The sequence below is a fragment of the Micromonospora sp. ATLC20 genome, from assembly GCF_057196585.1.
In genome coordinates, this window is sequence record NZ_JBXUOV010000069.1 from 1 (window position 1) to 13,201 (window position 13,201).

Consider the following 13,201-nt stretch of genomic DNA (forward strand, 5'->3'; position numbering starts at 1 on the left):
TCGGCACCCTGGCCGGTGGGCTGAGCACGCTCGTCGAGGCGGCGGCGACGGCGAGCGGGGCGACGATCCGCCGGGGCGCCGCGGTACGCGAGCTGCGCCGCACCCCGTCCGGCTGGCGGCTCACCGTCGGGCCGACCCGCGACGCCGAGCACGTCGAGGCCGACGCGGTGCTGCTCGCGGTGCCGGCCCGCCCGGCCGTCCGGCTGCTCGCCGCCGCCGCGCCCGAGGCAGCCGACACTGTCGGCGCGCTCGACTACGCCAGCGTCGCCCTGATCACCCTCGCCCTGCCGGGCCCGGCCCTGCCGGAGCTGTCCGGCTTCCTGGTGCCGGCCGGTGAGGGGCTGACGATCAAGGCGTCCACGTTCTTCACCACCAAGTGGGGGCACCTGCGGCGGCCGGACGGGCTGGCGCTGGTGCGCGCCTCGGTGGGCCGGTACGGCGACGAGACGTCGTTGCAGCTCACCGACGACGACCTGGCCGACACGGTGCACCGGGAGCTGTCGGCGGTGCTCGGCGCACCGCTGCCGGCCCCGGTGGCCCGGCACGTGCAGCGGTGGGGTGGCGCGCTGCCGCAGTACACGCCCGGGCACACCGCCCGGGTGGCGGCGGTCCGGACGGCGCTGCGCGCCGCCCACCCGACGCTTGCGGTGGCCGGCGCCGGTTACGACGGCGTCGGCATTCCGGTCTGCGTCCGCTCCGGCGAGACGGCGGCCGAAGAGATCATCATGGCACTGGGAGGATCGGCAGCATGACCGAGCAGACCAACGCGGCGCGGCTGCGGGAGCTCAACGAGACCATCCGCTACACGATGTGGTCGGTGTACCGGGCCACCAGCCCGCTGCCGTCGCTGCGGGAGAACGTCGTCGACGAGGTCGAGTCGCTCTTCACCGAGCTGGCCGGCAAGGACGTCACGATCCGGGGCACGTACGACGTGTCCGGGCTGCGCGCCGACGCCGACCTGATGATCTGGTGGCACTCGTCGTCCAGCGACGCGCTGCAGGACGCGTACCTGCGGTTCCGCCGCACCACGCTGGGCCGGGCGCTCACCCCGGTCTGGTCGCAGATGGCGCTGCACCGCCCGGCCGAGTTCAACAAGAGCCACATCCCGGCGTTCCTGGCCGACGAGCAGCCGCGCGCCTACCTGTGCGTCTACCCGTTCGTGCGCTCGTACGAGTGGTACCTGCTGCCCGACGCCGAGCGGCGGGAGCTGCTGTCCGAGCACGGCAAGATGGCCCGGGGCTACCCGGACGTGCGGGCCAACACGGTGGCCTCGTTCGCGCTCGGCGACTACGAGTGGATGCTGGCGTTCGAGGCCGACGAGCTGCACCGGATCGTCGACCTGATGCGTGACCTGCGCGCCTCCGGCGCCCGCCGGCACGTACGGGAGGAGATCCCGTTCTACACCGGCCGCCGCCGCCCGGTCGCCGACATCGTCAACTGCCTGGTCTGAGGGTGCCCGGCCGGGGCCGTGAGTGCGGCCCCGGCCGGATCCCGGGTCAGGCGGTCGTCGTGCAGGACAGGATGCCGGGCACCGGGTTCGTCGCACCGGCCGAGCCGGTGAAGCCGAACGAGGTGCTCGCACCCGGCGCGAGCGAGCCGTTGTAGGCCACGTTGCGTGCCGTGACGAGCGTTCCGCTCGTGGTGACGGTGGCGTTCCACGCCGAGTTGACCTGCTGACCGTTCTGGTAGTTCCAGCTCACCGACCAGCCGCGGATCGGCGAACCGCTGTTGTTCGTCACCTTCACGTCGGCCTGGAAGCCGCCGCCCCACGAACCGGTGATCGCGTACGTCGCGGTGCAGCCACCGGCCGGGTTCGGCGTGGTCGGCGGCGGGCTGGTGGGCGGCGTGCTCGTCGGCGGGGTGCTGGTGGGCGGCGTGCTGGTCGGCGGGGTGGTCGGGCCGGACCCGCCGAAGTCCACGTCGCTGCACAGGTAGTAGGACTGGTCCAGGTGGCTGGCCTGCCAGATCGTGTAGACGATGTGCCGGCCGGTGCGGCCGGGCGCGTTCGCCGGGATCTGGATGGACACGCCGTCCACCTCACGCGTCCACTGGCTGGCCGGGGTGTTGCCGATCTGGCCGGCCAGTTCCAGGTCGCTCCAGCGCAGCGGCGAGGTGAGCGCGTTGAACCCCTGCTTGGTCACGTACACCCGGATGTAGTCGGCGCCGTGGCTGGCCTGGTCGAAGAACTTGACCCGGAAGTTGTTGGTGACCGGCACGGTCTTCCAGGCGCCGACGGTGTCGAGCGCGTTGTAGCGGCCGCTCTGGGTGCGTCCTCCGCTGCACAGCTGCCCGTCCGGGATGGCGCCCTGGTGGTTGCCGGCCACGCCCTCGCGGAACAGGCCGTTCCAGTTCCACATGGCGTTCGGGTCGGCCTGCCACGCCTGCCAGCACATCGGGTCCTGGGTGGCCATGGCCGGGTTCTGGAAGTCGCCGCCCCAGCGCTGCCAGCAGCTGTAGGCGCGCGAGGCCGGGTCGACCACCGACCCGTGCGCCGAGGCCGGGCCGGAGAACGCGGTGGTGAGCAACGCCGCGACGACCGCGCAGACGGCGAGGATCGCCGCCGCGAGCGGTAAGGGGCGGCGGTACGGAGTGGACATGGAAGCCTCCGGGATGGGGTGTCGGTGCACGACGCCCGGACTGTCGGGAGTTGCCCTCTCCCGCGTGGCGGCTCCGCCCGCACGCTGCCACAAAAAGCGACAAACGTCAATGAGTCGGGTCGCGGCGCATCGGGGTGTGCGGGATGCCGTCCTCGACGTAACCGGGGCCGCTGACCTCGAAGCCGAGCCCCGCGTAGAAGCCGACCAGGTGCGTCTGCGCGTCGAGCACGCACGGCCGGTCACCCACCACGGCGAGCGCCTCGGTCATCAGCGCGCCGGCCAGGCCCGCGCCGCGGGCCGCCGGCGCCACCACCACCCGCCCGATCCGTGCGACGCCGCCGGGGTCGGCCAGGATCCGCAGGTACGCGACCACGGCGCCGTCGCGGCTCAGCCACAGGTGGCGGGTGCCGGGTTCGACGTCCCGGCCGTCCAGTTCCGGGTACGGGCAGGACTGCTCGACCACGAACACGTCGATGCGCAGCCGGAGCAGGTCGTGGAAGGTGCTGGTGTCCAGGTCGGCGAAGCTTGCCAGGTGGGACTCGACGGGCATCGGCCCAGGTTAGGCGGCGCGTCTGCGGCCGGTCGTGCACACCCCGGCGCGCGGCGGTCCGGCGCGCCGGGCCAGCGCGGTCCGGCGTGCCGGTTCAGCGCGCCGGCTCAGCCCTTCGATGCGCGCAGCCCGGTTGCGGTGGCGGTGACGGCGCGTTCGAACCAGGTGCCGGTGTCGGCCGCCGAGCGGGTCCAGACCCAGACGCACTGGGTCACCCGGCCCTGCTGGAGGCAGCCGTAACGGTGCGGGAAACGGGTGCCGTCGGACAGGGTCATGGTGGCCGACACCATCCGGCCCGGCACGCCCAGCCCGGCGGGCAGCTTCCCGGCGGTGTGGCCGGTGGTGACCTGGCCGGCCTCCTCGTCGCGCTCGCACGCCTCCAGCACGCCGAAGATCTGCCGGACCGCGTCCGCGGCGGTCGCCTCGTCCGGATAGACCACCGTCTCCTGGGCCACCTCGACGAACTCGCCGGCCGGTGTTCCCTCCGGCGTGCCGAAGACCCGGGTCGACACGACGAGCCGCCGGTCGAGCAGGGGCAGCGGGCGACCGCAGGCGACGCCGTCGGAGTCGAGTTGCTCGCTGGCGTTCTCGGGCTTCTCGGCCAGGCCGGCCAGGCTGCCGGTCGCCGCGTACCGATCGCGCAGCGCCGCGGCGGCGCCGCCGTCGGTGGGCGAGGGCGCGACGAGGGCCGGATCGGTGGCGGGGGCGGGCTCGGTGGCGGGAGAGCAGCCGGTGAGGGCGGCGGTCAGAGCCGCCGCGATGATCATCCGTCGGGACACCGGAGGGATGCTAGACGGAGATCGACGCCGGTGGGCGCCCCGGGAGCGCCCGCGTCAGGCGGGGCGGGCGCCGACCGCGTCGCGTACCTCGGCGCCCTGCTCGCCCTCGACGGCGCGGGCGCAGTGGGCGCAGCAGAAGAAACGGCCGGAGACCTCGACGCCGTGCCCGACGATCTTGATCTGGCAGTGCTCGCAGATCGGCGCCATCTTGTGCACCGCGCACTCGAAGCAGTCGAACGTGTGCCGCGACCCGTCGACGGTGCGCACCTCGAACGCCATCCAGTAGTCGTTACCGCAAACCTCGCAGGTTGCCATGCGAAACCCCCCGAAAACGGACCTGTCATCCGAGAGTTGCGCAGACGACACCTTCGAGCAACCGGAACCGGCGAACCTGATCCGGCCCTACGGCGAGTCGCTCCCGGCGTGTCGCGCGTTGACCCCGGTGACCGCCGAACATCCCCGGAGGATTCGTGATCAAGCGCAACAAGCTCTTCGGCAACCAGACCCGGGTGACGTTCTCGCTGCCCCGGGACGCCCCGGCCGGCACGGTGAGCGTGGTCGGCTGTTTCAACGGCTGGGAGCCCGGCCGGCACGAGCTGGTGCCGCGCCGCGACGGCACCCGTACCGTGACGGTCCGGCTGAAGCCGGGGGAGTACCGCTTCCGCTACCTCGCCACCGGCGGGGTGTGGCTGGACGACGAGGCCGCCGACCAGGTGGACGAGGCCGGCGGCCTGCTGAGGCTGTGACGCCGCCGTCAGCCGGCGCTGGGCTCCAGCCGTACCGAGATCGAGTTGACGCAGTGCCGGGTGTCCTTCGGGGTGAAGCCCTCACCCTCGAAGACGTGCCCGAGGTGGCTGTCGCAGCGCGCGCAGCGGATCTCCACGCGCCGCATGCCGAGCGTGTTGTCCGGGATCTCCTTGACCGCGCCCGGGATGGCGTCGTCGAAGCTCGGCCAGCCGCAGTGCGAGTCGAACTTGTCCTGGCTGCGGAACAGTTCCAGCCCGCAGGCCCGGCAGTGGTAGACGCCGGGGGTCTTGGTGTCGACGTACTCACCGGTCCAGGGCGCCTCGGTGCCGGCCTCGCGGAGCACCCGGAACTCCTCGGGGCTCAGCCGCACGCGCCATTCGTCCTCGGTACGGGGCAGTTCGTTGTCGGAAAGACTCACCCCTCAACGGTACGTCGGGTGTCGGTGGCATCGCATATGGTCGCGTGATGGCGGGCAAGGGTGCGGTCGAGGAGATCGAGGTAGCCGGGCACACGGTGCGGCTGAGCAGCCCCGATCGGGTGATCTTCCCGCAGCGGGGCTTCACCAAGGCCGACGTCTTCCGCTACTACCTGGCAGTCGGCGACGGGATCATGCGCGCCCTGCGCGACCGGCCGACGACGCTCCAGCGCTTCCCCGACGGCATCGAGGGGGAGATGTTCTTCCAGAAGCGGGTGCCGCAGCGGGGCGTGCCCCCGTGGGTCAGCACCGCGCGGATCGCCTTCCCGAGCGGCCGCCCGGCCGACGAGCTGTGCCCGGCCGACCTGGCCCACGTGGCCTGGGCGGCGCAGATGGGCACAGTGGTGTTCCACCCGTGGCCGGTGCGCGCCGCCGACACCGACCGCCCCGACGAGCTGCGCGTCGACCTCGACCCGCAGCCCGGCACCGACTTCGCCGACGCGGTGACCGCCGCCGGTGAGCTGCGCGGCCTGCTCGACGAGCTGGGCGTGCCCGGCTGGCCGAAGACCTCCGGCGGCCGGGGCGTGCACGTCTACCTGCGCATCCAGCCGCGCTGGACGTTCGTGGAGGTACGCCGCGCCACCATCGCGCTGGCCCGGGAGCTGGAACGCCGCCGCCCCGAGCTGGTCACCACCGCCTGGTGGAAGGAGGAGCGGGGCGAGCGTGTCTTCGTCGACTTCAACCAGATGGCACGGGACCGCACCATCGCCTGCGCGTATTCGCTGCGCGCCAACGCCCGCGCCACCGTCTCCACCCCGGTCGACTGGGACGAGCTGCCCGAGGTCGACCCGGACGACTTCCACCTGGGCACGGTGCCGGCCCGGTTCGCCGAGCGCGGCGACCCGCACGCCGGCATCGACGACGCCCCGTGGGACATCACGCCGCTGCTGGAGTGGGCCGAGCGGGACGCCGCCGACGGGCTGGGTGACATGCCTTATCCACCCGAATACCCGAAGATGCCCGGCGAGCCGAAGCGGGTCCAGCCGTCGAAGGACCGCGACCGCCCCCGCTCCTGACACGGCCCCTGCTCGGGTGCCGCCGGCTCAGGCGGAAGCGGTGAGCATGCTCCGCACCGAGGCGACGATGTGCCGGGGGCGGCGGTAGAGGTCGGTGGCGGTGTAGACCCGCATGCGCCAGCCGTGCTCGGCCAGCCAGTTGAGCCGGGAACGGTCGTGGTGCAGCCGACTGGGGTCGAGGTGGGAGGTGCCGTCGTACTCCAGGCCGATGCGCCGGTCACGATAGCCCAGGTCGAGGCGGTAGATCGGGATCCCGTCCCGGTCGGGAACCCACAGTTGCGGCTCCGGCGGCGGCAGCCCGCCGTCGATCAGCAACAGACGCAGTTGGCTCTCCTGCCGGCACTCCGGGCGCGGGTCGGCGAGCGCGATCAGTTCCCCTGCCTGCCGTACTCCCCGCAGACCGGCGTGCCATGCCACCTCGGTGAGCAGGTCGTCGCGGCGGCAGGCGCCGGCGCGGAGGCAGAGGTCGAGCACCGGCAGCGCGTCCGCCCGCCGGAGCACCCGGGCCAGATCCACGGCGCAGCGGGCGGCGGGCGCGCAGGGGATGCCGGCGATCTCCACCGCGTCCGGCACCGGCAGCACCGTCTGATGCGTCACCACGCCCCGGATGCGCCGGGCGCTCACGCCGGGCGGCACGATCACGTGCACCCGGTCGCCTGGAACCGCCCCGAACCGGTGCAGTCTCGCGCCGGTGTGGAACCCCGCGACGGTTCCCGGCGGCAGTCGCCGGAACAGGGCGCGCAACCGGCTCTTCTCGTCGTCGGTGCAGCCGTACACACCCCGGGACAGCCGGCCCAGCCGTCCCGCCCCCACCTGGTGCCGTACCGCCCCGCGGCTCATCCCACCCGCCAGCAACTCCCCGTACCGCCACACCCGCCCACCTTCCCGCCCCATCGTCCTTCCCGTCCGCCCCTGTGGACAGCGCTCGTCCTCGCGCCGGTGGTGGCCGTCGATCTTGGAGTTGTGGTCGTTCCCAAAAGCCGCACAGCACGCATTCGAGGTGCCACAACTCCAAGATCGACGGGGAGGTGCGGGGGGACCGATAACGATCATGTAACGGGCGCGAACCTTTTCCGGGGCTTCACTGCTCTCTCTCGGCATCGGCCCGCCGGGGCCAGGAGAGGACGTCGGATGAAGCTGGTGTGGAGGCGGGCGATAGAGGCCCGTGGGCTGCTGCTCGCCGCCGCTGTCGCGGCACTCGTCGCGGTCGCGCTTGTCACCGGGCTCTCCGACTACAACCGCCGGGCGGTCGAGGCGGGCGCGCGGGCGGTGCTCGACGCCGCCCCGGCCGAGGAGCGCAGCCTGCTGATCAGCGGCTCCGGTGGCGCCGACGCCGCCGCGTTCGCCGAGCGGGACCGGGCGGTACGGGAGCAGTTCGCGAACGGGCTCGGTGGCGCTCCCGTCACCGTGGCCGGGACCCGCTCCGGGACCGGCCGGGAGCTGACCGGTGACGTGGGTGCCGCCCGTACCGACGACGACCCGATGTTCGCCAACCTCGCCACGCTCGACGACCTGCCCGCGCACGCCGAGCTGGCCGCCGGGGCGTGGCCGGTGCCCGGCAGCAACCCGTTGCAGGTGACGTTGCCGGAGAAGGTGGCCGCGCAACTGAGCCTGGAGGTCGGGGAGCGGGTGCCGCTGTACGACCGGGGCGCCGAACGCGCCGGCACCGTGGTGGTCGTGGGCACGTGGCGGCCCCGGGACGCCGCCGAGGCGTACTGGCGTCTCGCCCCCGGGGTGGGGGAGAGCCAGGGCGACGCGGAGATCACCTCGTACGGGCCGTTCGCGCTCGACCCGGCCGACTTCGCCCGTACCTTCCCGGGCTCCACGTCGGCGGCCTGGGTGGTCGACCCCGACCTGGTGGCGGTCGAGCCGGCCCGGCTGCCCGCCGTGACCACAGCGCTGGACGAGATCACCGGGAAGCTGCCCGAGGCCACCGGCCTGGGCTCCTCGACACAGCAGGTCAGCCACCTGGACCGGCTCGTCGACCGGCTCAGCCGGGCCGACCTGGTGGGCCGGTCCGCGCTGCTCACCCCGCTGCTGCTGATCGTGGTGCTCGGCGGGTACGCGCTGGTGCTGGTGGCCGCGCTGCTCAACGAGGACCGGCGGGCGCAGACCGCGCTGCTGCGGGCCCGGGGCGCCGCCCGGGGGCAGATCGCCGGCCTGGCCGTACGCGAGGCGACGCTCGTGGTGGCGCCGGCGCTGCTGCTGGCCCCGGCGCTGACCGGGCAGGCGATCCACTACCTGGGCGCGGACCTGGGGCTTGCCGACGGCGACCTGGCCCGGGTGTGGGTGGTGGCGGTCGGCGCGGCGGTCGGCTGCCTGCTCGCCATGGTGCTGCCGGCGATGCGCCGGGCCGGCACGTACGTCGCGGACATGGCGGCCCGGTCCCGCCCCTCCCGGGGCGCGGCGGTGCAGCGGGCGAGCGTGGACATCGCGTTGGTGGCCCTCGCCGTGCTCGCCTGGACCCAGCTGCGGCAGTACTCCTCGCCGCTGGCCGGCGCGAACGGCAGCCTCGGCATCGACCCGCTGCTGGCCGCCGCACCCACCATCGGCGTGCTGGCCGGCGCGGTGATCGCGCTGCGGCTGCTGCCGCCGACCACCCGGCTCGCGGAACGCTTCGTCGACCGGCGCACGTGGAACGCCACCATGTTCGGCATGTGGCAGGCGGGCCGCCGCCCGCACGCCGGCCCGGTGCTGCTGCTCGCGCTCGCCGTCGGCGGCAGCACGCTCGCCTGGTCGCTGGTGGCCTCCTGGGAACGCTCGCAGCGCGACCAGGCGCAGCACACGGTCGGCGCGGACCTGCGGCTGACCGAACGGGACGGCACCGCCCCCGCGGATCGGGCCGCCCAGCTGGCCGCCGTGCCGGGCGTGGACCGGGTGCTGCCCGCCTGGCGCGACGACGTACGCGTGGGCCGTGAGGCCCGGCCGGCCACCGTGGTGGCGTTCGACGCCGCCGCCGCGAAGGGGATGATCCGGCTCGACGACGCCGGCGGTGACGCGTCCACCGGCGCCCTGCTGGACCGGCTCGCGAACGGCCGGACCGCGCCGGCCGGCGGCGTCCTGCCCGAGGGGGCGAAGACGCTGTCCGGCACCGTGCGCACCCCGGTGGAGAGCATGTTCGACCGGCCCCGGGTGGCGGTGACCGCGTTGTTCACCACCGACGCCGGGGCCACCTGGCGGGTCCGGCTGGCCGAGGCCGGCGGCGACGGAAAGCCGGTGCGTTTCTCGGTGCCGCTGCCCGACAGCGGCGGCGTCCCGATGCGCCTGGCCGGCGTCGAGGCCGACGGCGGCGACGCCACCGGCAGTTCCTATCGGCTGCTCCTGGACGAGCTGCGGCTCACCGACGCCGCCGGGGCGGCCCTGCCGGTGCCGGTGGAGGGGGCGTGGCGGGTGATCGATCCGGGCGCCGGGCCGCGCGACACCGCGAAGGCGAGCCCGACCCGGATCGACGGGACGCAGGGCTTCGACGTACCGGCCGGACTGTTGCAGTTCGCCCGGATCCCCTCGTCCCGGTTCGCGCTGGTGCCGCAGGCGCCGGACCGTCCGGTGCCGGTGCTCGTCACCCCCGGCGTGGCCGCCGCGATGAGCGTCAAGACCGGCGACACGGTCAAGCTGTCCGTCGCCGAGGTGACGCTCGAGGTCACTGTGGTCGGCCAGGTCGCCGCGATCCCCGGCACCGGGGGCGACGGGGTGCTGGTGGACCTGCCCACCGCCACCACGCAGCTCCTGGAGCGCAGCGGCGGCGTCCGGCCGGTGGCCGAGTGGTGGCTGCGCACCACGCCCGGCGGGCACACCGCCGCCGCCGACGCGCTCGCCTCGACCGGCGGCACGGTGCTGCTGGACCGGCGGGCGGTGGCCGCCGAGGCCGCCGAGGATCCGTACTGGCAGGGCGCGCGCACCGGGCTGCTGGCCGCCGCGCTCGGCTCGGTGCTGCTCGCCCTGGTCGGGCTGGCGGTCGACGTCTGGGCCACCACCCGCCGCCGGCTCACCGAGTTCGCGGTGTTCAACACGCTCGGCGCGAACACCCGGCTGCTGGCCCGCGCGTACCTCGCGGAACAGACGTTCCTGGCCGCGATCGGCGTCGGCGTCGGCATGCTCGTCGGTGCCCTCGTCGCGGCCACCATGGTGCCGCTGGTGATCCTCACCCCGGCCGCCGGCCGGCCGGTGCCCGAGGCGGTCTTCACAGTGCCCTGGGTGCCGATCGGGGCGACGGCCGCCGGGCTGCTGCTCGCCGCGCTCGCCTTCGCCGCCCTCATCACCACAGGCATCCGCCAGCGGGTCGCCGCCGCGCAGCTCCGGATCGGAGGAGAACGATGAGCCTTCCTGGTGCCGCGCGCCGGGTTCGCGCATACGGGGGGCAGTTCCTGCTGCTCGCCGTCCTGACCCTGGTGACCGCCCTGCTGATCACCGGCGTGCCCCGGGTCGCCGACCGGCTGACCGGGCAGGGCCTCACCGAGTACGTGGCCGGGCAGCCGGTGGCCCGCCGCGACCTCACGTACAGCACCGCGCCGACCGCGTTCCCGCCGTCCACCCGCGCCGCGGTGACCGGTCACGCGGCCGAGCTGGCCGGGATCGAGGAGGCGATGCCCGCCGAGGTACACGACGCCATCGGTGAGCGCTGGTACGTCGCCCAGAGCGTGCCCGGGCGGCTGCGCGGCCCGACGCTCGCCCCCGAGAAGGGGCTCATCGACGTGCACCTGCGCGCCGGAACCGGCATCAAGGAGGCGGCCACGCTGGTCGACGGGCGGTGGCCGGAACGCCCCGTCGCCCCGGCCCGCACGGTCGAGGTGACGCTCGCCGAGACGATCGCCGGCACGCTCGGCGTGAAGACCGGCGATCGGTTCCTGCTCCTGATCCTCGACCAGGACGACAACGTGCTCAAGTCCCTCCCGGTCGCACTGGTCGGCGTGTGGCGGCCGAACGACCCGGCCGACGGCGTCTGGGACACGCTTCCGTCGATGCTGAAGCTCACCCCGCCCGAGGGCGACGGCGACCCGTTCGTGGGCGTCGCCTACACCGCCGACGGGGGCGTCGACGAGGCCGTCGCGACCGGCTGGCCGGTGAGCTTCGGCTGGCGGTACCGGATCGCCCCGGACCGGCTCGAACCGGGCCGCCTCGACGCGCTCATCGCCGGGGTCGACGGGCTGGAGCGCACCCGTCCCGCCGTGGCGACGCTCAGCCAGGGCGTGGACATCCCGCTGCGGCGCTTCGCCGACTCCCTCGCGGCCGCGCAGACCCTGCTCGCGGTCATCGCCGCCGGGCTGCTCGCCACGCTGGCCGGGCTGACGCTGCTCGCCGCCCGGCTGGCCGCGCGCCGCCGCCGCGCCGAGTTCCACCTGATCCGGGCCCGCGGCGGCTCGACCGGCGCGGTGCTGCGCCGCGGCCTGGCCGAATCGCTGCTGGTGCTGCCGGCCGCGGCCGGGATCGGCTGGCTGCTCGGCGGGCTGCTGCCCGGCACCGGTGCGTCGTGGCGCTGGGTGGTGATCGCCGGGCTCCTGGCCACGCTGCTGCCGCCGCTCGCCGCGCTCGCCGTCGGCCGCCGGGCCGGTGGCCGCGCCGACCTGGGCGGCCGGTCACCCGCCGTCCGGCTCACCGTCGAGGTGGTCGTGCTCGGGCTCGCCGTGCTCGGCGCGTTCCTGCTGCGCCGCCGCGGGCTCACCGCCGGTTCGGTGGATCCGCTGCTGGTCTCCGTACCGGTGCTGCTGGCGATCGCGGCGGCGCTGCTGGCGCTGCGCGCGTACCCCTGGCCGTTGCGGCTGGTCAGCCGCGTCGCCGCCCGGGCGCGTGGCAGCGTCGCGTTCCTCGGCACCGCCCGGGCGGGCCGGGCCGCGAGCACCGGGCCGCTGGTCGTGGTGGTGCTGGCCGTCGCCACCGCCGCGTTCTGCGGCGTGGTGGCGACCGGCATCGAGACCGGCCGGGACACCGCCGCCGCCCAGGCCGTGCCGGGTGACCTGCTGGTACGCGGGGAGCGCTTCACGCCGGACACCGCGGAGAAGCTGGCCGAACTGCCCGGGGTACGCGCCGTCGCGCCGCTGCTCACCGTGCCGGCCGAACGCCCGTACGCCGACCGCGCCGGACGCCCCGCCCCGGTCACCGAGCTGCGCGTGGTGCTCGTGGACGGGGAGCGGTTCGCCGAGGTGGCACGGCAGGCCGGCGTACCGGTGGACGTGCCCGACCCGGTGCGGGCCCGCGCCGACGGGAGCACGCCGCTGCCGGCGCTGGTGTCCCCGGCGGTGGCCGAGGAACTGGCCGACGCCGGGCTCGCCGACGCCGGGAGCGAGCGGCCCGCCTGGCTGGACGTGCAGGGCAACCGGCTGCCGGTGCGGACCGCCGCCACAGTCGACGAGTTCGCGCTCGTCGGCGAGGGCGTACGCCGGTTCGTGGTGCTGCCGTGGCCGGCGTTGCCGGCCGACGCGCCGCACCAGCTCGCGCCCACCGGTTTCGTGCTCGCCGGGTCCGGCGTGGACGCGGCCGAGGTGGACCGGGTGGCGCGGGACGGGCAGCGGCGCTACCTGCGCATCGGCGGTGTCGACGCCGGGGACAAGGCCCGCGCGCCGGAGGTGACGACCCGGGCGGCCGTGCGCGCCGACCTGGGCGGCACCGGCGTGAACGGCCTGCTGGTGTTCGGCTTCGTGCTCGGCGCCGGAGGCGGCGCCGCGCTGGGGCTGCTCGGACTCGCGCTCGCGGTGCTCGCCGGGGCCCGCTCGCGCGGGCAGGTGCTGTCCCGGCTGCGCACGATGGGCCTGTCCCGCCGGCAGTGGCGCGGCCTGCTGATGGTGGAGCTGACGCCGCTGGTGCTGGTGTCGGTGCTCACCGGGGCGGTGGTCGGCGCGTTGCTGCCGCTGCTGCTCACACCGGTGCTCGGGCTGCCCGCCTTCACCGGGGGCGTGGAGGTGCGCCCGAGTTTCGAACCCGGCCTGGTGGCCGGGGTGTCGGTCCTGGCCATGCTGGCCCTCGGCTTCGCGATCACCGTGGAAGCCGTGAACAACCGCCGGTTGCGCCTCGGCGAGGTGCTGCGGCTCGGAGAGGAGAGCTGA

Annotated in this window: 12 protein-coding genes; 6 read left to right on the forward strand and 6 right to left on the reverse strand. The window is 74.8% G+C overall.

Going from position 1 to position 13,201, the window contains the following annotated elements:
* Both hemG and hemQ read left to right on the forward strand, forming a co-directional pair.
* The coding region (hemG, locus tag AC2CHG_RS16370; RefSeq protein ID WP_484525053.1) for a protoporphyrinogen oxidase at positions 1 to 752 on the forward strand (752 nt) is incomplete at its 5' end.
* Positions 749 to 1,450 (forward strand): hydrogen peroxide-dependent heme synthase, encoded by a 702-nt coding sequence (hemQ, locus tag AC2CHG_RS16375; protein ID WP_357209228.1) that lies wholly within the window; start codon positions 749 to 751, stop codon positions 1,448 to 1,450. The genes hemG and hemQ, both read left to right, overlap by 4 nt.
* A gap of 46 nt (positions 1,451 to 1,496) precedes the next feature.
* Here the strand turns inward: hemQ and AC2CHG_RS16380 are convergent, their stop codons facing one another.
* The 4 genes from AC2CHG_RS16380 to AC2CHG_RS16395 all read right to left on the reverse strand — a co-directional run bounded on the left by AC2CHG_RS16380 (position 1,497) and on the right by AC2CHG_RS16395 (position 4,241).
* Positions 1,497 to 2,597 carry a lytic polysaccharide monooxygenase auxiliary activity family 9 protein gene (locus AC2CHG_RS16380; RefSeq protein WP_435586508.1) on the reverse strand — a complete coding sequence of 367 codons (1,101 nt, stop codon included), beginning with the start codon at positions 2,595 to 2,597 and terminating at the stop codon, positions 1,497 to 1,499.
* A gap of 106 nt (positions 2,598 to 2,703) precedes the next feature.
* Entirely contained in the window at positions 2,704 to 3,147 is a 444-nt protein-coding gene (locus AC2CHG_RS16385; RefSeq protein WP_355507162.1) for a GNAT family N-acetyltransferase, read from the reverse strand.
* A gap of 107 nt (positions 3,148 to 3,254) precedes the next feature.
* Positions 3,255 to 3,926: a hypothetical protein gene (locus AC2CHG_RS16390; protein ID WP_463840022.1), complete on the reverse strand. Its 672-nt coding sequence runs from the start codon at positions 3,924 to 3,926 to the stop codon at positions 3,255 to 3,257.
* A gap of 54 nt (positions 3,927 to 3,980) precedes the next feature.
* Positions 3,981 to 4,241: a hypothetical protein gene (locus AC2CHG_RS16395; protein WP_030503017.1), complete on the reverse strand. Its 261-nt coding sequence runs from the start codon at positions 4,239 to 4,241 to the stop codon at positions 3,981 to 3,983.
* Between the two features lie 155 nt (positions 4,242 to 4,396).
* On the opposite strand from AC2CHG_RS16395, the gene AC2CHG_RS16400 reads away from it, so the two are divergent.
* Entirely contained in the window at positions 4,397 to 4,672 is a 276-nt protein-coding gene (locus AC2CHG_RS16400; protein ID WP_262013517.1) for an isoamylase early set domain-containing protein, read from the forward strand.
* Between the two features lie 8 nt (positions 4,673 to 4,680).
* Here the strand turns inward: AC2CHG_RS16400 and msrB are convergent, their stop codons facing one another.
* The gene (msrB, locus tag AC2CHG_RS16405) at positions 4,681 to 5,091 is read right to left on the reverse strand and encodes a peptide-methionine (R)-S-oxide reductase MsrB (RefSeq protein ID WP_013284828.1); all 411 of its coding nucleotides are present in this window, start codon (positions 5,089 to 5,091) and stop codon (positions 4,681 to 4,683) included.
* A gap of 47 nt (positions 5,092 to 5,138) precedes the next feature.
* On the opposite strand from msrB, the gene ligD reads away from it, so the two are divergent.
* Positions 5,139 to 6,164, forward strand: coding sequence for a non-homologous end-joining DNA ligase (gene ligD / locus AC2CHG_RS16410; protein WP_356954318.1), 1,026 nt, complete (start codon positions 5,139 to 5,141; stop codon positions 6,162 to 6,164).
* 27 nt (positions 6,165 to 6,191) lie between these two features.
* On the opposite strand, the gene AC2CHG_RS16415 is transcribed toward ligD, so the two are convergent.
* Positions 6,192 to 7,037 carry a hypothetical protein gene (locus tag AC2CHG_RS16415; protein ID WP_484525054.1) on the reverse strand — a complete coding sequence of 282 codons (846 nt, stop codon included), beginning with the start codon at positions 7,035 to 7,037 and terminating at the stop codon, positions 6,192 to 6,194.
* Between the two features lie 258 nt (positions 7,038 to 7,295).
* On the opposite strand from AC2CHG_RS16415, the gene AC2CHG_RS16420 reads away from it, so the two are divergent.
* Together AC2CHG_RS16420 and AC2CHG_RS16425 are read left to right on the forward strand one after the other, a co-directional pair.
* A complete protein-coding gene (locus AC2CHG_RS16420; RefSeq protein WP_484525055.1) occupies positions 7,296 to 10,481 on the forward strand; it encodes an ABC transporter permease in 3,186 nt (1,061 codons plus the stop codon).
* A complete protein-coding gene (locus tag AC2CHG_RS16425; RefSeq protein WP_484525056.1) occupies positions 10,478 to 13,201 on the forward strand; it encodes an FtsX-like permease family protein in 2,724 nt (907 codons plus the stop codon). Before AC2CHG_RS16420 ends, AC2CHG_RS16425 begins: the two co-directional genes overlap by 4 nt.

Bases quoted from the DNA above. Each gene is read 5' to 3' on its own strand.
- AC2CHG_RS16385 (WP_355507162.1), bottom strand. From the start codon at position 3,147: ATGCCCGTCGAGTCCCACCTGGCAAGCTTCGCCGACCTGGACACCAGC.
- ligD (WP_356954318.1), top strand. From the start codon at position 5,139: ATGGCGGGCAAGGGTGCGGTCGAGGAGATCGAGGTAGCCGGGCACACG.
- AC2CHG_RS16380 (WP_435586508.1), bottom strand. From the start codon at position 2,597: ATGTCCACTCCGTACCGCCGCCCCTTACCGCTCGCGGCGGCGATCCTC.
- hemQ (WP_357209228.1), top strand. From the start codon at position 749: ATGACCGAGCAGACCAACGCGGCGCGGCTGCGGGAGCTCAACGAGACC.
- AC2CHG_RS16425 (WP_484525056.1), top strand. From the start codon at position 10,478: ATGAGCCTTCCTGGTGCCGCGCGCCGGGTTCGCGCATACGGGGGGCAG.
- AC2CHG_RS16395 (WP_030503017.1), bottom strand. From the start codon at position 4,241: ATGGCAACCTGCGAGGTTTGCGGTAACGACTACTGGATGGCGTTCGAG.
- AC2CHG_RS16420 (WP_484525055.1), top strand. From the start codon at position 7,296: ATGAAGCTGGTGTGGAGGCGGGCGATAGAGGCCCGTGGGCTGCTGCTC.